This window comes from Serratia ureilytica (assembly GCF_017309605.1).
Classification (GTDB): Bacteria; Pseudomonadota; Gammaproteobacteria; order Enterobacterales; family Enterobacteriaceae; genus Serratia; species Serratia ureilytica.
In genome coordinates this window covers 618476-640429 of the sequence record NZ_CP071320.1, presented here as the reverse complement: position 1 = coordinate 640429, position 21954 = coordinate 618476, and the positions used below count along the sequence as shown (strand labels likewise).

The window sequence follows — 21954 nt, the reverse complement described above, 5'->3', positions numbered from 1 at the left end:
CAGAGCGGGTTACATCGTCGGCTGCACCATCAGCTGGCCGGCGGTGCCGCGATCGGCCATCTCCAGCGTCTGGCTGTAATACAGGAACGGGAAGTGTTCGGAGGTGGATTGGTTGAAATACACCAGCAGCTCGACGTCGCCATCGACCCAGACGGTATCCTTCCAGCCGCGATCTTCCGCCATCGGCTGCGCGCCGTTGACGCGTTTAATCAGGAACTGCACGCCCTGAATATGGAACGACTGCGGCGTATCCGCATGAATGTTCCAGCGTTCCCAGGTGCCTTGCTGCGCCTGTACGTCGATGCGGTTCATGTCCCAAATTGCGCCGTTGATGCCGACGCCGCCGTCGCCCAGGCGGAAATCGCGGGTGCGGCTGGCGCTGCCGTCCAACAGCTGATCCGCCAGCAGGCGCATCGGCAGGTTGTCGGTCACCAGCGGCAGCAGGCCGGTCGGGCGCAGCGTCAGCACCTGGGTGGACACCAGAATGCTCGACGGCTCGAACAGGCCGCGCAGGCGATCCATGATGCCCGCCGCTTCACCGGCGGTGATGGTCACCTCGTCGCCCTTCGACATGTCGATCAGCACTTCCCGGCGCTCGCCCGGCGCCAACGACAGCTGCTGCACCGCAACCGGCGCAGGCAGGAAGCCCTGATCGCTGGCGATCACGTTGAACGGCCGCCCGTCGCTGAGCTGCAGGGTATAACGCCGCGCGTTGGAGGCGTTGAGCAAACGCAAACGCACCCAGCCGCGCGACACGTCGACATACGGGTTTTGCACGCCGTTGACCAACAGCGTATCGCCGACGAAGCCGCCCTGCGACGGCGCATCGTATTGCGGCGTGCCGAAGTTATCGAAGCGTTTGTCCTGAATGATCAGCGGGAAATCGTCGACGCCGTAGTGGTTGGGCAGCGGCAGCGCTTTGCTGACGGCATCCTCCACCAGCCACAATCCGGCCAGCCCGTTATACACATGCGGCGCCATGCGGTTTGGCGTGTTGGCGTGGTACCAGCAGGTAGCCGCCGCCTGACGAATGGGCAGCACCGGCGACCAGTCGACGTTGGGCGACATCATGCGCGGCGCGCCGCCCATCAGCGTGCCCGGCACCTGCAGACCGCTGATGGTCATCGCCACCGGCTCCTGCAGGCGGTTGCTGTAGATCAGTTTGACGTCGTCGCCGCTGTAAACCCGCACCGTCGGCCCCAGGTACATGCCGTTGATGCCCCACACCGCCGCTTTGCGGTTATCCATAAACGCCCAGTGGGCGCGCTGCAAGGTCAGGAACAGCGGCTGACCGCGGCGAGACTCCAGCAGCGGGGGAATGGGTAATGGGGTCTGCGTTCCGCTCGCCTCAGCCCTCAGCGGCACGGCGCCCGCGCACAGCGCCAGGCCCGATGCCTGTAAAAACTGACGTCGACTGAGTGACATATTTTCTCCATGAAAAGCAATAACTAAACCGTGTGCAAAACCCAAACGCCCGCCAATCAAGATTAGCAGGCGCTCAGGCGTTAACGGCGCTGAACGCCAATTAAAGAACTCTTCTTTGAAGCCGGTAGACTCTTATTTTTTGGCGGCGTTGCGCTGGGCGACTTCGGCGTCCAATTCGGCGATTTTCGCCTCCATCAGCTCGCGGCAATGGGCCGCCAGCTCGCGCACGTTTTCTTTGCCGTATTTGCTGGTATCCACCGGCGCCAACATCTCGACGATCACATGGCCGTTATTCCAGCGATTAAGATTTATATTACCGCTGGTGGTGGATACGCAGATAGGCACAATCGGCACGCCGGCGGCGATGGCCGCGTGGAACGCGCCGGTTTTAAACGGCATCAGCCCACGGCCGCGGCTGCGGGTCCCTTCCGGGAACATCCAGATCGAAATGTCTTTCTTCTTGAACTGCTCCGCCACTTGGGCGATGGTACCGTGCGCCTTGGCGCGATTATCACGATCTATCAGCAGATTACCGGTCAGCCAATACAGCGGGCCGAAAAACGGGATCCACACCAGACTTTTTTTACCGACCGTCACGGTGCGCGGCTGCACGATATTAGAGGCCGTCACCATGTCGTAGTTATTTTGGTGGTTGGCGATATAGATGCAGTTGCCGTTGTTGGCCGCATCGGCCGGCACGCGGGTTTCAACCTTGATGCCGAACAGCGTCGACAGACGGCCGAAAAGATGGCCGAAGGTCGCCACATGGCGAGGATTACGCGGACTGAACAAGCAATAAACCGAACCGAAAATACACACCAGAATACAGAAAAGAGTGGCGAGAACGGCACGCAAAATCAATAACATAACAACCTCATTAGCACACTGCCAACGCAGTTTACTTCGCTGCGCAGATTCCTTTACTCATTATTTGCCGACCAGGCGGAAAGCACGCCTATGTCGCCTGCATTTCTCGCTATTTTCCCGCCAGGCGGCAGTACGCACAATAATTTTATGCGCAGAAATGTTAACTATTTGGAAAATAAACGCCAGCAAAAATAAATAAGGCGGCCACAGCATGCTGCGACCGCCCGTTAACGCTGGTGCCAACGCTTACTCTTCGCTGTCGCCACCCGACGCCCGCACCGGCGCATCCACTTCGACGCGATCGATGCGCTGCAGGCCGCGCGGCAGTTGGGTGCCCTTGCGGCCGCGTTCCGCACGGAACTTCTGCAGATCTTCCGGGCGCAGCGTCAGCTTGCGTTTGCCGACGTGCAGCGTGACGGACGCCTGCGGCGGCAGCACGAACAGCCAGGCCAGCTTGTCTTCACCGGCGGCGGCCTGCGCCGCCGGAATGGAGACGATCTTGTTGCCCTTGCCCTTCGACAGCTGCGGCAGATCGGCGACCGGGAACATCAGCATGCGCCCGGCGGCGGTGATCGACAGCAGCATATCGTCTGCGCCGTGAATTTCCATCGGCGGCAGCGCTCTGGCGTTGTCCGGCAGCGTGATCATCACCTTGCCGGCGCGGTTGCGCGCCACCAGATCGTTAAAGGTGCAGACGAAACCGTAACCGGCGTCAGACGCCATCAGCAGCTTCTGATCGTCGGCCGCCATCAGCACCTGCTCGATGGTGGCGCCCGGCGGCGGCGTCAGCTTGCCGGTCAGCGGCTCGCCCTGCCCGCGCGCCGAAGGCAGCGTCATCGGATCGAGCGCATAGCTGCGCCCGGTAGAGTCGATAAACACCACCGGCTGATTGCTCTTGCCGCGCGCCGCGCCGCGGAAGCTGTCGCCAGCCTTGTAGCTCAACCCGGTCGGATCGATGTCATGGCCCTTGGCGCTGCGCACCCAGCCCATTTCCGACAGCACGATGGTCACCGGTTCGGACGGCACGAAGTCGTGCTCGCTCATCGCCTTGGCTTCCGCGCGCTCGGTCAGCGGCGAACGGCGATCGTCGCCGTAGGTCTGCGCATCGGCCTGGATCTCTTTCTTAATCAGCGTATTCAGCTTGCGTTCGGACGCCAGCAGCGCCTGCAGCTGATCGCGCTCTTTCGCCAGTTCGTCCTGCTCGCCGCGGATCTTGACCTCTTCCAGCTTGGCCAGGTGACGCAGTTTCAGCTCGAGGATCGCTTCCGCCTGAGTATCGGAGATGCCGAAACGCTGCATCAGCACCGGCTTCGGCTCATCCTCGCTGCGGATGATGTGGATCACCTCGTCGATGTTGAGGAACGCCACCAGCAAGCCTTCGAGGATATGCAGGCGCTTGAGCACCTTCTCGAGGCGGTAGTTCAGGCGGCGACGCACCGTATCGCGACGGTAGGCCAGCCATTCGGTGAGGATCTCCACCAGCCCTTTCACCTGCGGGCGGTTGTCCAGACCGATCATGTTCATGTTGATGCGGTAGCTGCGCTCCAGATCGGTGGTGGCGAACAGGTGATTCATCACCTGCTCCAGATCGATGCGGTTGGAACGTGGCACGATCACCAGACGCGTCGGGTTCTCGTGATCGGATTCGTCGCGCAGGTCTTCGACCATCGGCAGCTTCTTGGCGCGCATCTGGCTGGCTATCTGCTCCAGCACCTTGGCGCCGGAAACCTGATGCGGCAAGGCGGTGATCACCGCGCTGCCATCCTCTTTCTTCCACACGGCGCGCATGCGCACCGAGCCGCGGCCGCTCTGGTAAATTTTGCGAATTTCATCGCGCGGGGTGATGATCTCGGCTTCGGTCGGGAAGTCCGGCCCCTGTACGAACTCGAGCAGGTCATCGAGCGAGGCGCCCGGCTTGTCGAGCAGCGCCACCGCGGCGGCGGCGACTTCGCGCACGTTGTGCGGCGGAATGTCGGTCGCCATGCCGACCGCGATGCCGGTGGTGCCGTTCAGCAGGATGTTCGGCAGGCGCGCCGGCAGCATCTTCGGCTCTTGCAGCGTGCCGTCAAAGTTCGGGATCCAGTCGACCGTGCCCTGGCCCAGCTCGGCCAGCAAGACCTCGGCGTATTTGGACAGGCGCGATTCGGTATAACGCATCGCCGCGAACGACTTGGGATCGTCCGGCGCACCCCAGTTCCCCTGGCCGTCCACCAGCGGATAGCGATACGAGAACGGCTGCGCCATCAGCACCATGGCTTCATAACACGCGCTGTCGCCGTGCGGGTGATATTTACCCAACACGTCGCCCACGGTGCGGGCGGACTTCTTGAATTTGGCGCTGTTGGTCAGCCCCAGTTCAGACATGGCGTAGATGATGCGGCGTTGTACCGGCTTCAAACCGTCGCCAATGTACGGCAACGCCCGATCCATGATGACGTACATGGAATAGTTCAGATAGGCGTTTTCAGTGAATGTGTGCAGCGGTAAACGCTCTACACCGTCATGAGTCAGATCACTCATTACTCAATTATCCTCAGACCGTGGCTTGGCAATCCCTTGGACGACAAAAGGCATCGCTTGTCGATTCTGCCCGCGATAGTAACCCATCTGCAGGGTGGCTGTCACAGTTGGCGCAAGGATCGCCGGCGGCGGCCGGTTGCGCGATGCGGTTTATGCAAAATTTCGCTGCCTGGCGGCCCGTTTATTGACTGGCAGTCAACACTGTTGTGCGCTGGATCGCATTTTTACTTGCCCGCCTAACGATTACACTCGTCGCCAGCGAGCTGGTTTCCGCCTTTTCGGCGGGAAGCATGCCATATCTTAACTCTGACGGGAGCCGCGAAAGATGAGCAATATCCTGATTATCAACGCTAAAAAACAATTCGGCCATTCCAACGGCGAACTCAACCAAACCCTGAGCGACGTGGCGGAAAGCTTCCTGCGCGATCTGCAGCACGATGTGCAGGTCACCGTGGTCGACGACGGTTATGACATCGAAGCAGAGGTAAAGAAATACCTGTGGGCCGACGCGGTCATCTACCAGATGCCGGGCTGGTGGATGGGCGAACCCTGGATCCTGAAAAAATACATCGATGAAGTGTTCACCGCCGGTCACGGCAGCCTGTATGCCAGCGACGGCCGCTCTCGTTCTGACGAAAGCAAAAAATATGGCTCCGGCGGCCTGATCCAGGGCAAAAAATACCTGCTGAGCCTGACCTGGAACGCCCCGCTGGAGGCCTTCACCGATCCCGATCAGTTCTTCCACGGCGTCGGCGTCGACGGCGTTTACCTGCACTTCCACAAGGCCAACCAGTTCCTGGGAATGGAAGCGCTGCCGACCTTTATCTGCAATGACGTGATAAAACAACCGGATATCGAAGCGGACATCGCACGTTATCGCGAGCATCTGGCGAAAATTTTTGCTTAACTGACGCAGAACATACTCATCAACGAGGTAAGCATGATCACCGTAATCGCAGAAATCAAAGTGAAACCCGGCCACCGCGCCACCGTACTGCAAGCCATTGAAAAGCTGGTGCCGCTGGTGCTGGCGGAAGAGGGTTGCGGCGAATACACGCCGATGGTCGACAGCAATACCCAGGCGCCGTGGCAGAAGCGGTCGCCGGATTCGGTGTTCATGCTGGAGAAATGGGAAAGCATGGCGCATCTGGAAAAACATCTGGCCATTGAGCATATGCTCAAACACCGCGACACCCTCAAAGACAGCGTGCTGGACACCGAGATCTACATCCTGGAAAACGCCCTGTAAGCTCCGCCTTATAACGTTTGCGCGTCGATGTGCGCGCTGACGTAGTCAAGAAAACAGGTGATGCGCGCCGCCAATTGCGTATTGCGGTAATACACCGCATTAATCGGCTGGCGCACGTCCAGCGTCTCCTGCTCCAGCAACGTCACCAACCTGCCCGCTTCCCGATCGCGTCGGGTCATAAAGTCTGCCAGCTGTACGATCCCCTCGCCCCGCAGCGCCAATTGCCGCAGCGTTTCACCGCTGGACGCCGAGATCGTCGGCGTGATGGTGAAATGCGGCGCCTGGCGATAGCGCAACGGCCACTGGTTCAGCGATTCCGGCTGGGTAAAACCGAGCAGACAATGCCGGTGCAACGCCTCCACGCTCTGCGGCGTGCCGTGCTGCTGCAGATAAGCCGGGCTGGCGAGGATGCGCAACCGGCTGGCGCCCAGCGCGCGCGCATGAATGGTCGAATCGCGCAACGCGCCGATGCGAATGGCGATATCCGTGCGTTTTTCCAGCAGATCGATAATCAGATTGTCGGTGTTCAGCTCGAGCGAAATTTGCGGATAACGTTCCCTGAACCCCGCCACCAGCGGCACGATGACGTGCTCCATAAAAGGCGCAGCCGCATTGATCCGCAGTCGCCCGGCCGGCATCTGCCGGCGCACCGCCATTTGTTCTTCGGCATTTTCCACCGAGTTGATGATCGTACGCGCATGGCTCAGGAAGCTTTGCCCCTCTTCGGTCAGCTCCAGGCGACGCGTAGTGCGGCGCATCAGGGTGGTATCGAGCTTATTCTCCAGGCGGCTGAGCGCGCGGCTGATGCCGGAAGTCGTCTGGCCGAGCCGATCGGCGGCGGCGGTGATGGAACCGCTGTCGACCACCGAAGTGAACGCCAGCAATTCTTCGAGCGTGATCTTCATGCATTCCGGCCCAGGTTATCGGGCGCCGCATGAACGCCCTGCGGGAAAGCCGGCCCGGCGTTTCACCGGGCCAGGGTCAGGCTCAGACCGCCAATTCGGCCATGTCGCCCTTGTCTTGCAGCCAGTTGCGGCGATCTTCCGAACGCTTCTTGGCCAACAGCATGTCCATCACCGCCAGCGTCTGATCGACATCATCTTCCGCGACCGTCAATTGCACCAGACGGCGGGTGTTCGGATCGAGGGTGGTTTCGCGCAGCTGCAGCGGGTTCATCTCGCCCAGCCCTTTAAAGCGCTGGACGTTCGGCTTGCCTTTCTTGCGCTTCAGCTGTTCCAGCACGCCGGCCTTCTCTTCTTCATCCAGCGCGTAGAACACTTCTTTACCGAGATCGATGCGGTACAGCGGCGGCATGGCCACATAAACGTGCCCGCCTTTCACCAGCGAACGGAAGTGGCGCACGAACAGCGCGCACAGCAGCGTAGCGATGTGCAGGCCGTCGGAGTCCGCATCCGCCAGGATGCAGATTTTGCCGTAGCGCAACTGGCTGAGATCTTCGCTGTCCGGATCGATGCCGATCGCCACGGAAATGTCATGCACTTCCTGCGAGGCCAGCACTTCGTCCGAGGAGACTTCCCAGGTATTCAGGATCTTGCCCTTCAGCGGCATGATCGCCTGATATTCGCGATCGCGCGCCTGCTTGGCCGATCCGCCCGCCGAGTCCCCTTCCACCAGGAACAGTTCGGTCATGGCCAGATCCTGCGAGGTGCAGTCCGCCAGCTTGCCCGGCAGCGCCGGCCCGCTGGTCAGCTTCTTGCGCACCACTTTCTTGGCGGCACGCAGACGGCGTTGGGCGCTGGAAATCGCCAGCTCGGCCAGCTGTTCCGCCGCCTGAACGTTCTGGTTCAGCCACAGGCTGAAGGCATCTTTCACCACGCCGGAAACGAAGGCCGCGCACTGACGCGAAGAGAGACGCTCTTTGGTCTGCCCGGCGAACTGCGGATCCTGCATCTTCACCGACAGCACGTAAGCGCAGCGATCCCAAATATCCTCCGCCGACAGCTTCACGCCGCGCGGCAGGATGTTGCGGAATTCGCAGAACTCGCGCATCGCGTCCAGCAGCCCCTGACGCAGGCCGTTGACATGGGTGCCACCCTGCATGGTCGGGATCAGGTTGACGTAGCTTTCGGTCAGCAGCTCGCCGCCTTCCGGCAGCCACAGCAGCGCCCAGTCCACCGCTTCGGTATCACCGGCGAAATTGCCGACGAACGGCGCTTCCGGCAGGGTGATCAGGCCGTTAACCGCTTCCATCAGATAGTCGGTCAGGCCGTCCTGGTAGCACCAGCGCTGCTCGGTGTTGTTCACCTTGTCGATGAAATAGATCTCAACGCCGGGGCACAGCACCGCTTTGGCTTTCAGCAGGTGAGTGAGGCGCGATACCGAGAAACGCGGGCTGTCGAAGAACTGTTCGTCCGGCCAGAAGTGCACGCTGGTGCCGGTGTTGCGTTTGCCGCAGGTGCCGGTCACCGTCAGATCTTGCACTTTGTCGCCGTTTTCGAAGGCGATGCCGTAGACGTTGCCGTCGCGGCGCACGTTGACTTCTACCCGCTTCGACAGGGCGTTGACCACCGAGATCCCCACGCCGTGCAGGCCGCCGGAGAACTGGTAGTTTTTATTCGAGAATTTACCGCCGGCGTGCAGTCGGCACAGGATCAACTCAACCGCCGGCACGCCCTCTTCCGGGTGGATGTCCACCGGCATGCCGCGGCCGTCGTCGATCACTTCCAGCGACTGATCGGCGTGCAGGATCACGTCGATACGCTTGGCGTGTCCGGCCAACGCTTCGTCGACGCTGTTATCGATCACCTCTTGGCCGAGGTGGTTTGGGCGCGTCGTGTCGGTATACATGCCGGGACGACGGCGCACTGGTTCTAGACCGCTGAGTACTTCAATGGCATCAGCGTTATAGCTGGATTGAGTCATCGTTGATTATTTTTTCGTGGTTAAAGGGAGGTGCCGGAACGGTCCGTCAGACCGCGTTTAGCCCTAAAAAATCCACAATCTGGGGGAAGTAGTGCTCGAAACCGACGAAGGCGTGGTTTCCACCCGACTCCACCGTTTGCCGACACGCGGTGTAATACGCCACTGCCTGGCCGTAATCGAGAATTTCATCGCCCGTTTGCTGCAGCAGCCAGATTAAATCCGGCGACTCCAAAGGATCGATCTGCATCACTTTCAGATCGTAAACGTGACGAGACTCTAACACATATTGCTGGCCGGTGTAGGGGTTCTCGTTGGCGCCGAGATAGTCGACCAGCAGCTCAAACGGCTTGACCGCCGGGTTGACCACCACCGCCGGCAGCGAAAAACACTGCGACAGCCAGGTGGCGTAATAGCCGCCCAGCGAGGACCCCACCAATCCGAGCGTTTGTCCGGCGCGTTCCAGCACCAGATTTTCCAGCATTTCGGCGGCCTCCGCCGGAAAGGCCGGCAGCTGCGGCACCAGCATCTCGATAGCGGGATGGTGTTCGGCCAGCCAGGCCTTGAAGGCCACCGCCTTGGCCGACTGCGGCGAGCTGTTGAAACCGTGCAGGTAGAGCAGTGTCGAAGGCATCAGTATCCATCCGAGTCCATATCGGGGCGGAAATCGTCGTTTTCCAGGCGGAACACCTGCGTCTCGACGCGGCCGTCCGGCAGCAGATCGAGGTAACGCCAGCCGGGGGAGACGTCGTCGATGGTAAAGTTAGTGCAGTGCGGCTTGAATTGCACGCAGGTGGACGGCGTCGCCAACAGACGCCGGCCCTGCCATTCCAGATCCAGATCCTGGTGAATATGACCGCACACCACGGTATTCACCTTCGGGTAGCGCAACAGGATCGCGCCCAGCATATGCGGGTTGCGCAGGCTGTGCTGATCGAGCCAGGTGCAGCCGGAAGGCAGCGGATGGTGGTGCAGCAGCAACAGCGTGTAACGCTCGGGGTGCGCCTGCAGGCAGCGCTCCATCCACTCGAGCTGGTATTCGCTCAGCTCGCCGTGCGGTACGCCGAACACCTGACTGTCCAACATCAGCACCTGCCAGTTATCGCCCAGCAGCACCTGCTTGGAAGGGGCGATGCCGGCGGCGGCCAACGCGTCGACCATCGCCGGTTGGAAATCGTGGTTGCCCGGCAGCCACACGCACGGGGCCGGCAGTTGCGCGATTCCGGCGGCGAAGTGGCGGTACGCCTCCTGCGAATGATCCTGCGCCAAATCTCCCGTGGCGACGATCAAATCGACATCGCGGCGCTGCGCCTGAATGGCGTTCAGCACCGCGTGATAGCTGCGATAGGTATTGATGCCGAGCAACGTCTCGTGTTCGCCGGCAAAAAGGTGGGTATCTGTTATTTGTAGAATCCTGACCGCGGCCCCACTCGCCACGGGCAGTTTAAACAGGCTTTCCAAATGGTGTCCTTTGTTATTTCAGTCTGTCTAACAAACCGGAACCGCCATCGCTCCATGCGCCAAACAGTAGCGCAGCCAATCAGCAAGAAACTGGTTAATTTGATGCTTTTCGTCGCGTTGATGCAACTTTTTATTAGGATAATCATAACGCGCTTTAAAGCGGTAGATCTGCTGACTGGAACACACTTCCGCAACCATGGCGTCATGGTATAACCGCACCGTCATCGCGGGCAGGCTCCAGTAGCTGACCGCCGGAAAGATCTGCTCGATCTCCACCAGCGACGTGTAACGCGTGGACTCAACAATGGTCAAACGATAGCTAGCGCCGTTCACCTGATAAGTCACCGTTTCGCCCGCTTCGTCGTTGCGCGGCAGCAAGCGGCGCAATTGCGCGAAGTTGGTTTCGCACAATCTCATCATTTCGGGGAAATCAGGGGTATAGCGCTGTTTCATTAGTTGGCCCACTCTTTTCTCAACGATTCATGGTGCAACGCCAGCCATTGCAATGCAATCACTGATGCGGCGTTATCGATCGCGCCTTCTTCCACCCAGCGGTAAGCCTGCTCACGGCTGACCACATGGACGCGAATATCTTCATGCTCTTCCGCCAGGCCGTGGATGCCTTCGGCGGTGCCGGCATCCACCTCGCCGACCATGATCGACAAGCGTTCGCTGGTGCCGCCGGGGCTGGCCAGATAGCTCAGCACCGGCTTGCAGCGCCCGACCACCACGCCGGCTTCTTCCTGCGCTTCGCGGCGGCACACGTCTTCGACGCTTTCGCCGGTTTCGATCATACCCGCCACCATTTCCAGCAGCCAGGGCGAATTACTGGTATCGACCGCGGCGATGCGCAGTTGTTCAATCAGCACCACTTCATCGCGCACCGGGTCGTAGGGCAGCAGCACCGCCGCATGGCCGCGCTCGAAAATTTCACGCGTGATTTCAGGACTCATTTCGCCATTGAACAAGCGATGGCGAAACCGGTATAAATTGAGTGAAAAAAAACCACGGTACAGCGTCTCGCGTGCAATAATTTCTACATCTTTTTTATCGAAGGTGACGGGTGACGGCTGCGAACGGTTCATGCGCGAATTCTCCTGCGTGAGTATGCCGATAAAATAAACGGTTTTGATGACAGAAACAGCGGGTCTCACCGCCGCCGCTTTATGTTAGGCTGTTTTTCGCCGCCGGACGCGGCGCGTTTGTGCGCTCGCGGGTAATAGCGGGAAACAATCCTGATTGTCAGCCATAATATCAGCTGCAGTCGGCCCGGGCAGTACGCCAAGGTAAATGGGCGGTCTGAAAGGTAAAAGTTACGTGAGATGGCACATTCAGCCACCTGATGCGTACCGCAGACTCTGCTAGAATCGGCAACTATTTCGTCTATCGTCAGCGCTAACATAGCAATATTGCTGCACAACAAGGAATGCAAATGAAGAAACTGCTCCCCCTTCTTATCGGACTGAGCCTGGGCGGCTTCAGTGCAATGAGCCAGGCAGAGAACCTGCTGCAGGTCTACAAACAGGCCAGGGAAAGTAACCCGGATCTGCGCAAAAGTGCTGCTGACCGCGACGCCGCATTCGAAAAGATCAATGAAGCGCGCAGCCCGCTGCTGCCGCAGCTCGGTTTAACCGCAGGTTACGATTACACCAACGGTTATCGTGACAGCAATGGCGTTAACAGCAACGTCACCAGCGGTTCGCTGGCGTTGACGCAGACCCTCTTCGACATGTCGAAATGGCGCCAGCTGACGCTGCAGGAAAAGAGCGCCGGCATCTCCGACGTCACCTTCCAGACCGCAGAGCAGTCGCTGATTCTCAACACCGCCACCGCCTACTTTAACGTGCTGAAGGCGATCGACACGCTGTCGTACACCCAGGCGCAGAAAGACGCGGTGTACCGCACGCTGGATCAAACCACTCAGCGCTTCAACGTGGGCCTGGTGGCGATCACCGACGTGCAGAACGCCCGCTCGAACTATGACACCGTGCTGGCGGCGGAAGTCTCCGCCCGCAACGATCTGGACAACGCGCTGGAAACGCTGCGTCAGGTCACCGGCAGCTTCTACCCTGAGCTGGCCTCGCTGAATACCGATCGCTTCAGCACCCAGCGCCCGGAAGCGGTGAACAACCTGCTGAAAGAAGCTGAAGCGCGCAACCTGAGCCTGCTGTCCGCCCGCCTGAGCCAGGATCTGGCGCGCGAACAGATCCGCGCAGCCCAAACCGGCTATATGCCGACGATTGACGTCAGCGCGTCAACCGGCATCAGCAATACCAAATATAACGGCTCAAACACCGGCGGCGCGAATGCCGCACGCTACAGCGACTCCGATGCGGGCCAAAATAAAGTGGGCATCAGCTTCAACCTGCCGCTGTACAGCGGCGGCGCGACCAACTCGCAGGTTAAACAAGCGCAGTACGGCTTCGTCGGCGCCAGCGAGCAGCTGGAAAGCGCTCACCGCAGCGTGGTGCAGACCGTGCGTTCATCGTTCAACAACGTTAACGCTTCGATCAGCAGCATCAACGCCTACAAACAGGCGGTGATCTCCGCACAGAGCTCCCTGGACGCGATGGAAGCCGGTTATCAGGTCGGTACCCGCACCATCGTCGATGTGCTGGACGCCACCACCACGCTGTATAACGCCAAACGTCAGCTGTCCGACGCGCGTTATACCTATTTGATCAACCAGCTGAACATCAAGTCGGCGCTCGGCACGCTGAACCAGAACGATCTGCTGCTGCTGAACGGCGCGTTGGGCAAGCCGGTATCGACCGCGCCTGACGCCGTCGCACCGCAAAACCGCGCGCAGGACGCCTATGCGGACGGTTATCAGGACAATGCGCCGATGCAACAGACTGCGGCGCCGGCACCGGCGGCCACTCGCGCATCCGCGCCGGCCGTTACCACCAGCCAACCGGCTCGCCACAGCGGCAACCCATTCCGCAACTGATGTCCGCACGCTGACAAACACGGGGTCCGGCCTGCGCCGCGCCCCGTTTTTTTTGTCCCGATTTTCCCCGCTTCTGCCCGCCGCCTCACAGCCGCCGCTGCGCCAGGTGATATCATCGTCACTCTCGTTTTCGCAGTTGGATGAGGTTCGATGGACAACGATTCACGTTGGCAGCAACTGATTAACGACGGCGAACTGCCGCCGCCGCTGCGCCCGACGCCGGCGGTGTACGCCTCCTGGCTGCGTTGCCGCAGCCTGATGCAGCCCGATGTCTGGCAAGCGCCGCACCGTGCGCAGGGCGCCACCTTCGAATCGATTTGCCGCCGCAAGAACGATCTGCTGACGCTCGGCCAGGCGGCGCTGGAAGACGCCTGTGAATACATGGAGCCGCGGCGTTGCCTGCTGATGATCCTCGACGAGAGCGGCTGCATGCTGTGGCGCTGCGGCGACGCCCAAACCTGGGAACATCTGCAGCAACTGGGGTTCGCCCCCGGCGCTTACTGGGCCGAAGGGCTGATAGGCACCAATGCCCCGGCGCTGGCGGCGGCGGAAGGCCACCCGGTGCGGGTGAGCGGTGAAGAACACGTGCGCCGAGCGCTGCACGGCTGGTCGTTCTGCGCCACGCCGGTCTACGACAACAGCGGCCGCCAGCGCGGCTCGATCGCGCTGGGCTGTCTGCTGGCCGACTGCGCCGCCGGCGATCTGTCGCTGACGCTGGCCATCGCCCGCGAAATCGGCAACTCGCTGAACGCCGACGGCCTGCTGGCGGAATCCAACCGCCATCTGAATCAGCTTTACGGCCTGCTGGACGGCGTGGACGACGGCGTCATGGCCTGGGATCACCGCGGCTACCTGCAATACATCAACCAGCGCGCCGCCGGCCTGTTGAAGCTGGACGAACAGCAGAGCCAGGGCAAGCCGTTGGCGCAGCTGTTGACGCTGCCCGCGCTGCTCAAGCGCGCCATCGCCGATCGCCAACCGCTGCAACACGTCGAAGTCACCTTCGAAAGCCAGCGGCAGTTTATCGCCGCCTTGCTGACGCTCAAGCCGATTTTCGACGGCGATCGCTGCAGTTTCATCGCCCTGCTGCACCCGCTCGAACGGCTGCGCCAGTATGTCAGCAGCCAGCTGGGGCGCGTCAGCCACAGCTTCGAACAGATGCCTTCCGCCTCGCTGGAAATGCGGCGACTGATCCGTTACGGGCAGCAGGCGGCCAAAGGCCAGCATCCGATCCTGTTGCGCGGAGAAGAAGGCGTCGGCAAAGAGCTGCTCAGCCAGGCTATCCACAACGCCGGCGAACGCGCCGCCGGGCCGTATATCGCCCTCAACTGCCAACTGCTGCCGCAGGCGCAGGGGCTGCGTGAGCTGCTGGGCAGCGACGCCAGCGAAGAAGAGGCGGGCCAGCTCAGTAAATTCGAATTGGCTAACGGCGGCACGCTGTACCTGGAACAGATCGAATACCTGCCGGCGGAGATGCAGTCGGCGCTGCTGCAGGTGCTGAAAACCGGCGTGGTGATCCGCCTCAATTCCAGCCGGGTGATCCCGGTCGATGTGCGGGTGATCGCCGGCAGCGCCGCCGACCTGCCGCTGCTGGTGCAGCAAAACCGCTTCCGCCGCCAGCTGTTTTACAGCCTGCAGGCGTTCGAGATCCAAATCCCGCCGCTGCGTCAGCGGCTGAGCGATATTCCGCTGCTGGTCAAACACCATCTGCGCACGCTGGAGCAACATTTTCAGTGTCGCTTCCGGGTGGATGACGAGGTGATGGCTCAGCTGGCGCTCTATCTGTGGCCGGGCAACGATTTGGAACTGAAAGGGGTGGTGGAGCGCGCGGCAATGATTTGCCACGGCCACCACATCCAGCTGGCGGACCTGCCGGCGCACCTGCTCGGCCAACCGTCGCTGCTGGAAAGCGATCCGCAGCCCGGCGCGCCGCTGTTGACGCTGACGGACATGGAGCGCCAGGCGATCCTGCGGGCGGCGACCGTCAGCCGCGGCCAACTGACGGAAATGGCGCAGTTGCTGGGCATCGGCCGCACCACGCTGTGGCGGAAGATCAAACAACACGGGATCGACATCCGCCAGTTCAAGCTGCGCGCCTAGTGGCTGAGCTGCAACACCCCACGCGCGGCGTCCAGCATCGCCTTCTGGCCGCTGCGGGTTTTGCTCAGGCAATCCTGCATGCCGACCACCATCGGAATGCCCATCGCCTTCGCCAGAATGGCGCTGTGCGAGAGGGCATTGCCGCCGCTCAGGCAGATGCCGAGCACCAGTCGGCGATCCAGCATCACTACCTCTGAGGGCATCAGCTCATCCATCACCAGTATTGACGGCTCTGCGAGCGCAATGGTCGGCAGCGGCTGCCCCTGCAGGTGGCACAGCGTGCGGCGCAGCATGTCGCGCACGTCCAGTTCGCGCGCCCGCATGTAGTCGTCATCCAACTCGCGGTACTCTTCGGCGATCGCCTCCAGCACCTGCCGCCAGGCCTGCTCGGCGCTGCACAACTGCTGCGCAATGCGGGTGTAAGCCGCCTGCTGCAGATCCGGATCGTCCAGCAGCATGCTGTGGGCGCCGAAGATAGCCGCCTGCGGCTTGCCGATCAGCGTGCCGGTGCGCTCCGCCAGCCGGTTGAGATCGCTCAACGTGTGCTGCAGCGCCTCCCGCAGGCGTTGCTGTTCGCCCAACACCTCGTCCGCGCCGATCCGGCGCTCGGCGGCTGACGGCCAGACACTGCGGGCCTGGAACACCGGCCCGCTGGTGACGCTTTCCGCCACCGGAATGCCGTGCAGCGAGGGCTGCTGCCGCTCGGAGACCGTCTCGCCAAAATGCTGCTCCGCCAGCGTTTTGAACGCCGCCAGCGCCTCGTCCGCCTGCGCGCCGTCGGCGATCAAACGGATGGTGTCGCCGTGGCGCACCTGCAGCAGCGCCAGCTGATTGAGGCTGCGCGGATCGACGCACTGCCCCTGTTTTTCCAGCACCAGCTCGGCCTTGAACGGCGCCAGCGCTTCGACCAGCCGCGCCGCCGGGCGCGCGTGCAGTCCGTGCGGGTTCTGCACCGTCCAGGTTGCGCTTTTGCCCTGCGCCAGCGGCAAGGCCGCGCGCTTCGCCGTAGGTGAAGCCTCGCTCAGCTGCGCCTGCTTGGCCTGCAGCGCCCCCTGCGCCTCCGCCACCACCTGCTCCAGCGAAGCGCCGGAGTTGGCGGCCACCACCGCCGCCAGCGTGCCTTCGATCAGCGGCGCGGCGCACAGCCGCACCTTGGCGGCCAACTCCGGATCCAGCAGATCGAGCGCGGTTTCGGCACTGAGCAGCGCGCTGCCCAGATCCATCAGCACCAGAATGCCATCGCCGTCGGCGACCGCTTCGATCGCCTCCATGACGTTGACCGCGTCGGTACCGATCGGGTGCTCCTCGTCATCCACGCCCGCCGCCAGCGCCAACTTGCAGCCGTCGCCGCGCATCATCTGCCGCGCCAGTTGCTCAACGCCGCGCGCCAGCAACGCGCTGTGCGACACCACCACGATATTAATCATCTCGCCTCCTGCTAACTGCCGGCGACCTCGGCCAGCGTTTTCATCATCAGCATCACCGAAGTGGCGCCGGGATCCTGGTGGCCGATGCTGCGCTCGCCCAGGTAACTGGCCCGCCCCTTGCGCGCCTGCATGGTGATGGTGCTCTCCACCGCCCGCTCGGCGCTGTCGGCGGCGCGCTGCAGCGCCTCCGCCACGCTCAGGTTCTGCTGCGCGGACTGGCCGAGGCTTTCCACCACCGGCCACCAGGCATCGCACATGGTCTTGTCGCCCGGCTCCGCCTTGCCGCGCATCACCACGCCTTCCACCCCTTCCTGCATCATTTGATGCAGCTCCGCCAGATCCAGGCTTTGCTTGGCGTTCGCCGCCTGCGCCGCGCGGATGAAGAAGGTGCCGAACAGCGGACCGCTGGCGCCGCCTACGCTCGACAGCAGCGTCATGCCGGTGTTTTTCAGGATAAAGCCGATATCCTTGTCCGCCACCGACGGCAGCTTTTCCACCACCTTATTGAAACCGCGATTCATGTTCAGGCCGTGGTCGGCATCGCCGATCTCGGTGTCCAGTTGGGTAAGAAAATCGCGCTCTCGGCTGAACACTTCGCCGCAACGCATCAGCCAATCGACGACCTGTGGTTTGGTCAACGCCATAATTCCTCCTCAGCAACCCCAACGCAGCGCAGGCGTTTTCACCGGCGCATCCCACAAGGACAACAGTTCGTCGTCCACGTTCAACAACGTGATGGACACGCCCTGCATATCGAGCGAAGTGCAATACGCGCCCACCAGGTTGCGTTCGATGATGATGCCCGCCTCGGCGCAGCGCTCCGCCAGCCGATGGTACACGCCGTACAGCTCGGACAGCGGCGTGGCGCCCAGGTTGTTGACCAACGCGATCACCCGATCGCCGCGCGTCAGCGGCTGCTTGGTCTGCATCTCGTCGCGCCACTCACCCTGTTGGCGATCCCAGACGCGGATCGTGCGCTGATAGTGGCCGTGGTCGATCAGCGTATGGAACATGTCATCCACCGCCGCGTTGAGCGTGGTGAACGGACGGCGCGCAATGCCCGGCTCGCCGTGAATGCCGACGCCGAACTCCATCTCGTTCTCCGCCAGGGTGAACGAGGGTTTGCCGGCGGCGGGGACGGTACAGGCGCCCAGCGCGATACCGATCGAATGCCCGTGGTTGTTGATGCGATGCCCCAGCGTCACCACGCTGTCCAGATCGTCACCGCGCGCCGCGGCGGCGCCCAGCAATTTCTCCATCAGCACGGTGTTGGCCACCCCGCGCCGCCCGGCGGTGAACAGGCTGTCCTTGACCGCCACGTCGTCATCCACCAGCACCGTCGCCACCGCGACGCCGCTGTCGTGCAGCAGCTCGGTGGCGGTTTCGAAGTTGAGCACGTCGCCGGTGTAGTTCTTGATCAGCAGCAGCACCCCGGCGCCGCCGTCGATCGCCTGACCGCACTCGTACATTTTATCCGGCGTCGGCGAGGTGAAAATCTCGCCCGGACAGGCGCCGTCGAGCATCCCTTCACCGACGAAACCGCAGTGCATCGGCTCGTGGCCGCTGCCGCCGCCGGACAGAATTGCCACTTTGCCCGCTACCGGCGCGTCGGCGCGGGTGACGAACGCCGGATCCGCATGCACCAGCAACTCGGGATGAGCCTCTGCCAGCCCCTGCAACTGCTCTTCCAACACCGACTCGACCTGATTAATCAGTTTTTTCACGATGGTTTCCTCTGTAAGCCAGGGGCGCGGCGCACCGCGCCCCAACGGTATCAATGACGCAGCAGCCAGGCGGCGCCGAGCCGATCCGCCGTCAGGATCGCCGCCTGCACGCCAGCAGGGGTGACCTTGAACGGCATGTTGTGAATGGTTTCGCCGGCGGCGCAGCTGGCCTCGGCCACCGCCATCGTCTTCGTCGCCGCGTCGCCGGTAACGCCCATCTGCGCCAGCGTGATCGGCAGGCCGATGCCATGACAAAACGCCAGCACGGTTTCAATCTGCGCCATCGGGCTGTTCTGCAGCACCAGCTGCGCCAGGGTGCCGAACGCCACTTTTTCGCCGTGATAGAGGTGGTGACACTCCTCCAGCACGGTGAAACCGTTGTGAATGGCGTGCGCCGCCGCCAGCCCGCTGCTCTCGAAGCCGATGCCGCTCAGATACGTATTGGCCTCAATGATGCGTTCCACCGCTTCCGTCACCACGCCGGCCTCGACCGCCAGCTTGGCCTTCACCCCTTCGGCCAGCAGCGTGTCGTAACACAGCCGCGCCAGACTGAGCGCCGCCAGCGTCGATTTGCCGCCGGCCATGCTGGTGGCCTGAGCGTCGAAGCAGGCCTGCGCTTCGAAATAGGTGGAGAGCGCGTCGCCCATGCCGGCTACCAGCAGGCGTACCGGCGCTTTGGCGATGATGGCGCTGTCCATCACTACCATGTCCGGGTTGCGCGGGTAGATCAGGTATTCGGCGAATTCGCCCTGTTCGGTGTAGATAACCGACAGCGCGCTGGTCGGCGCATCGGTGGAGGCGATGGTGGGAATGAGCACCACCGGCAGCCGTTGGTAGTGGGCGACGGCCTTGGCGGTGTCGAGCGTCTTGCCGCCGCCGACGCCGATCACCCCGCGGCAGCCGTGGGTCTGCAGCTCGCGGCCAAGCCGGTCTATCTCTTTACGGCAGCACTCGCCGTTGAAGCGGGCCGCATGATGTTTCACGCCGTGCTGCTGCAGGCTGCCCATCAGGGTGTCGCCCGCCAACTGCATCACGAAGTCGTCGGCGATCACGAAATAATGGTCGGCGAGGGATTTGGCGTATTCGCCGACGGCGGCCAGCGCATTGGCGCCCTGAATGTATTTGCCTGGTGACTGGATGATTCTCAACATAACCGGATCCTTGTAGGGAGTTGGCGATGGTAACGTTCAGATATCAGGTGATGACGCGCCGACTTCGCCGCCGGCTTGTTGTTGTGCTTCGACTATGAGCGCCTGCCGCCCGCCTGGCGAGCCACGCGATTTTTGTTCCATTATGGAACATCATCATAGCGATAACGTTTCATGATGAAACGCCAATGCGCGTTTTTTCGCCGCGAAAGCGAACTGGCGCACACCCCAACGTATAACTGCGTAAAGAGTGGATTCTGCGGGCGTTTCAGCTTTAATTTTGACCATGTTTCCCCTATCCTTAGCGCCACTACTGGGAAAGGGCGAAAACAGCCCGCATGATGGGATTGATAACGATGAAACGGACAAAAAACATCAACCAAGAGACGTTCCGCAAATCCTGGCGCAGCTACCGTGTCGCGCCCGTGGCCTTGGCGATCAGCGCCGTCTTTATGCTGGCCGGCTGCGAGAAGAGCGATGAAACGGTCTCCCTGTATCAGAATGCCGATGACTGTTCGCGCGCCAACCCTTCGATGAGCGAGCAGTGCACCACCGCCTACAACAACGCCCTGAAAGAAGCGGCGAAAACCGCGCCGAAATACGCCACCCGCGAAGACTGCGTCGCCGAGTTCGGCGAAGCGCAGTGCACCCAGGCGCCGGCTCCGGCGCAGGCCGGCATGGCGGCGGAATCGCAAAGCAGCGGCAGCTTCTGGATGCCGCTGATGGCGGGCTACATGATGGGCCGCCTGATGGGCGGTTCCGGTTTCGCGCAGCAGCCGCTGTTCACCTCCAAGAACGCCGCCAGCCCGGCGAACGGCAAGTTTGTCGACGCCAGCGGCAAGAGCTACGGCCCGGCCACCGCCGGCGGTCGCACCATGACGGTGCCGAAAACCGCCATGGCGCCGAAGCCTGCGGTCACCAACACCGTGACCCGCGGCGGTTTCGGCGAGACCGTGGCCAAGCAGACCAGCATGCAGCGCAGCAGCGCCACCTCCAACTCCGGCTCTCGCAGCATGGGCAGTTGATGCATGAAACGTATTGCCATTACCGAGCGCCCGGACTGGCGCGAAAAAGCGACCGAGTTCGGCTTCCGTTTCCACACCATGTACGGCGAGCCGTACTGGTGTGAAGACGCCTATTACCAGTTCACGCTGGCGCAGATTGAAGAGATCGAAAATGCCACCGCCGAGCTGCATCAGATGTGCCTGCAGGTGGTGGAGAAAGTGGTCGCCAGCGACGAGCTGATGGCCAAGTTCTGCATCCCGAAACACACCTGGGAATTCGTGCGCAGCTCCTGGCGCACCAACCAGCCGTCGCTGTATTCGCGTCTCGATCTGGCCTACGACGGCGTCAATCCGCCGAAGCTGCTGGAGAACAACGCCGATACGCCCACCTCACTGTATGAAGCGGCCTTCTTCCAATGGCTGTGGCTGGAAGACCAGATCAACGCCGGCAAGCTGGATCCGGAATCGGATCAGTACAACAGCCTGCAGGAGAAACTGATCGAGCGTTTCGCCGAGCTGAAAGCGCATCACGGCTTCGGCCTGTTGCACCTGGCCTGCTGCCAGGACAGCGAAGAAGATCGCGGCACGGTGCAATACCTGCAGGACTGCGCGCAGGAAGCCGGTCTGCCGACCGAGTTCCTGTTCATGGAAGAGATCGGCCTCGGCGAGAAAGGCCAGTTCACCGATCTGCAGGATCAGGTGATCGGCAACCTGTTCAAGCTCTATCCGTGGGAATTCATGCTGCGCGAGATGTTCTCCACCAAGCTGGAAGACGCCGGCGTGCGCTGGCTGGAGCCGGCCTGGAAAAGCATCATCTCCAACAAGGCGCTGCTGCCGCTGCTGTGGGAAATGTTCCCGAATCACCCTAACCTGCTGCCGGCTTATTTCGCGCAAGACGATCATCCGCCGATGGATCATTACGTCACCAAACCGCTGTTCTCACGCGAAGGCGCCAATATCCAGATCGTCGAAAACGGTCAGGAAGTGGCGCGCGTCGATGGGCCGTACGGTGAAGAAGGCATGATCGTGCAGCAGTTCCATCCGCTGCCGAAGTTCGAAGACAGCTACACGCTGATCGGCAGCTGGCTGGTGAACGATCAACCCTGCGGCATCGGCCTGCGCGAAGATCGCGAACTGATCACGCAGGATCTGTCGCGCTTCTATCCGCACACAATCCTCGGCTGATCGCCCCGCTGAAG

19 protein-coding genes are annotated in these 21954 nt (G+C 61.7%); 6 read left to right on the top strand and 13 right to left on the bottom strand.

The window, feature by feature from the left end:
- Positions 1-9: 9 nt before the first annotated feature.
- The 3 genes from ftsP to parC all read right to left on the bottom strand — a co-directional run bounded on the left by ftsP (position 10) and on the right by parC (position 4812).
- Positions 10-1425, bottom strand: coding sequence for a cell division protein FtsP (gene ftsP, locus J0X03_RS02970; protein ID WP_033644615.1), 1416 nt, complete (start codon positions 1423-1425; stop codon positions 10-12).
- 132 nt (positions 1426-1557) lie between these two features.
- Positions 1558-2292 carry a 1-acylglycerol-3-phosphate O-acyltransferase gene (locus J0X03_RS02965; protein WP_004937266.1) on the bottom strand — a complete coding sequence of 245 codons (735 nt, stop codon included), beginning with the start codon at positions 2290-2292 and terminating at the stop codon, positions 1558-1560.
- Positions 2293-2538: 246 nt separating this feature from the next.
- Positions 2539-4812 carry a DNA topoisomerase IV subunit A gene (gene parC / locus J0X03_RS02960; protein ID WP_004937261.1) on the bottom strand — a complete coding sequence of 758 codons (2274 nt, stop codon included), beginning with the start codon at positions 4810-4812 and terminating at the stop codon, positions 2539-2541.
- A 325-nt stretch (positions 4813-5137) separates the two neighbouring features.
- Here parC and J0X03_RS02955 point away from each other — a divergent pair, with 325 nt between their 5' ends.
- Both J0X03_RS02955 and J0X03_RS02950 read left to right on the top strand, forming a co-directional pair.
- Positions 5138-5719, top strand: a complete 582-nt coding sequence (locus J0X03_RS02955; protein ID WP_042785391.1) for an NAD(P)H-dependent oxidoreductase — start codon at positions 5138-5140, stop codon at positions 5717-5719.
- Between the two features lie 33 nt (positions 5720-5752).
- The gene (locus tag J0X03_RS02950) at positions 5753-6061 is read left to right on the top strand and encodes a putative quinol monooxygenase (protein ID WP_033644613.1); all 309 of its coding nucleotides are present in this window, start codon (positions 5753-5755) and stop codon (positions 6059-6061) included.
- Between the two features lie 8 nt (positions 6062-6069).
- On the opposite strand, the gene J0X03_RS02945 is transcribed toward J0X03_RS02950, so the two are convergent.
- The 6 genes from J0X03_RS02945 to nudF all read right to left on the bottom strand — a co-directional run bounded on the left by J0X03_RS02945 (position 6070) and on the right by nudF (position 11487).
- A complete protein-coding gene (locus J0X03_RS02945) occupies positions 6070-6966 on the bottom strand; it encodes a LysR substrate-binding domain-containing protein (RefSeq protein ID WP_103101378.1) in 897 nt (298 codons plus the stop codon).
- An 82-nt stretch (positions 6967-7048) separates the two neighbouring features.
- Positions 7049-8944 carry a DNA topoisomerase IV subunit B gene (parE, locus tag J0X03_RS02940; RefSeq protein WP_025304305.1) on the bottom strand — a complete coding sequence of 632 codons (1896 nt, stop codon included), beginning with the start codon at positions 8942-8944 and terminating at the stop codon, positions 7049-7051.
- Between the two features lie 46 nt (positions 8945-8990).
- Positions 8991-9575, bottom strand: coding sequence for an esterase YqiA (gene yqiA / locus J0X03_RS02935; protein WP_004937252.1), 585 nt, complete (start codon positions 9573-9575; stop codon positions 8991-8993).
- Complete coding sequence (gene cpdA / locus J0X03_RS02930; protein WP_142076077.1) at positions 9575-10402, bottom strand: 3',5'-cyclic-AMP phosphodiesterase; 828 nt, start codon at positions 10400-10402, stop codon at positions 9575-9577. Before cpdA ends, yqiA begins: the two co-directional genes overlap by 1 nt.
- Positions 10403-10429: 27 nt before the next feature.
- Entirely contained in the window at positions 10430-10855 is a 426-nt protein-coding gene (locus tag J0X03_RS02925; RefSeq protein WP_033651295.1) for a DUF1249 family protein, read from the bottom strand.
- Positions 10855-11487, bottom strand: coding sequence for an ADP-ribose diphosphatase (gene nudF / locus J0X03_RS02920; protein ID WP_004937242.1), 633 nt, complete (start codon positions 11485-11487; stop codon positions 10855-10857). Before nudF ends, J0X03_RS02925 begins: the two co-directional genes overlap by 1 nt.
- A gap of 347 nt (positions 11488-11834) precedes the next feature.
- On the opposite strand from nudF, the gene hasF reads away from it, so the two are divergent.
- Positions 11835-13352: a multidrug efflux transporter outer membrane subunit HasF gene (hasF, locus tag J0X03_RS02915; protein ID WP_033644608.1), complete on the top strand. Its 1518-nt coding sequence runs from the start codon at positions 11835-11837 to the stop codon at positions 13350-13352.
- Between the two features lie 150 nt (positions 13353-13502).
- The gene (gene dhaR / locus J0X03_RS02910) at positions 13503-15452 is read left to right on the top strand and encodes a dihydroxyacetone kinase operon transcriptional regulator DhaR (RefSeq protein ID WP_116286652.1); all 1950 of its coding nucleotides are present in this window, start codon (positions 13503-13505) and stop codon (positions 15450-15452) included.
- Here dhaR and dhaM read toward each other — a convergent pair.
- Genes dhaM through J0X03_RS02890 form a run of 4 tightly spaced genes read right to left on the bottom strand, consistent with a single transcriptional unit; the run spans position 15449 to position 19754 of the window.
- The gene (gene dhaM / locus J0X03_RS02905) at positions 15449-16879 is read right to left on the bottom strand and encodes a dihydroxyacetone kinase phosphoryl donor subunit DhaM (RefSeq protein ID WP_096242603.1); all 1431 of its coding nucleotides are present in this window, start codon (positions 16877-16879) and stop codon (positions 15449-15451) included. The genes dhaR and dhaM overlap by 4 nt on opposite strands.
- A gap of 11 nt (positions 16880-16890) precedes the next feature.
- The gene (gene dhaL, locus J0X03_RS02900; protein WP_033644604.1) at positions 16891-17523 is read right to left on the bottom strand and encodes a dihydroxyacetone kinase subunit DhaL; all 633 of its coding nucleotides are present in this window, start codon (positions 17521-17523) and stop codon (positions 16891-16893) included.
- A 9-nt stretch (positions 17524-17532) separates the two neighbouring features.
- Entirely contained in the window at positions 17533-18603 is a 1071-nt protein-coding gene (gene dhaK / locus J0X03_RS02895; RefSeq protein ID WP_033644603.1) for a dihydroxyacetone kinase subunit DhaK, read from the bottom strand.
- A gap of 50 nt (positions 18604-18653) precedes the next feature.
- Positions 18654-19754 carry a glycerol dehydrogenase gene (locus J0X03_RS02890; protein WP_046897283.1) on the bottom strand — a complete coding sequence of 367 codons (1101 nt, stop codon included), beginning with the start codon at positions 19752-19754 and terminating at the stop codon, positions 18654-18656.
- Positions 19755-20107: 353 nt separating this feature from the next.
- Here J0X03_RS02890 and J0X03_RS02885 point away from each other — a divergent pair, with 353 nt between their 5' ends.
- Both J0X03_RS02885 and J0X03_RS02880 read left to right on the top strand, forming a co-directional pair.
- Complete coding sequence (locus J0X03_RS02885) at positions 20108-20776, top strand: DUF1190 family protein (RefSeq protein ID WP_160204635.1); 669 nt, start codon at positions 20108-20110, stop codon at positions 20774-20776.
- A gap of 3 nt (positions 20777-20779) precedes the next feature.
- Positions 20780-21940: a glutathionylspermidine synthase family protein gene (locus J0X03_RS02880; RefSeq protein WP_033644600.1), complete on the top strand. Its 1161-nt coding sequence runs from the start codon at positions 20780-20782 to the stop codon at positions 21938-21940.
- Positions 21941-21954 lie beyond the last annotated feature (14 nt).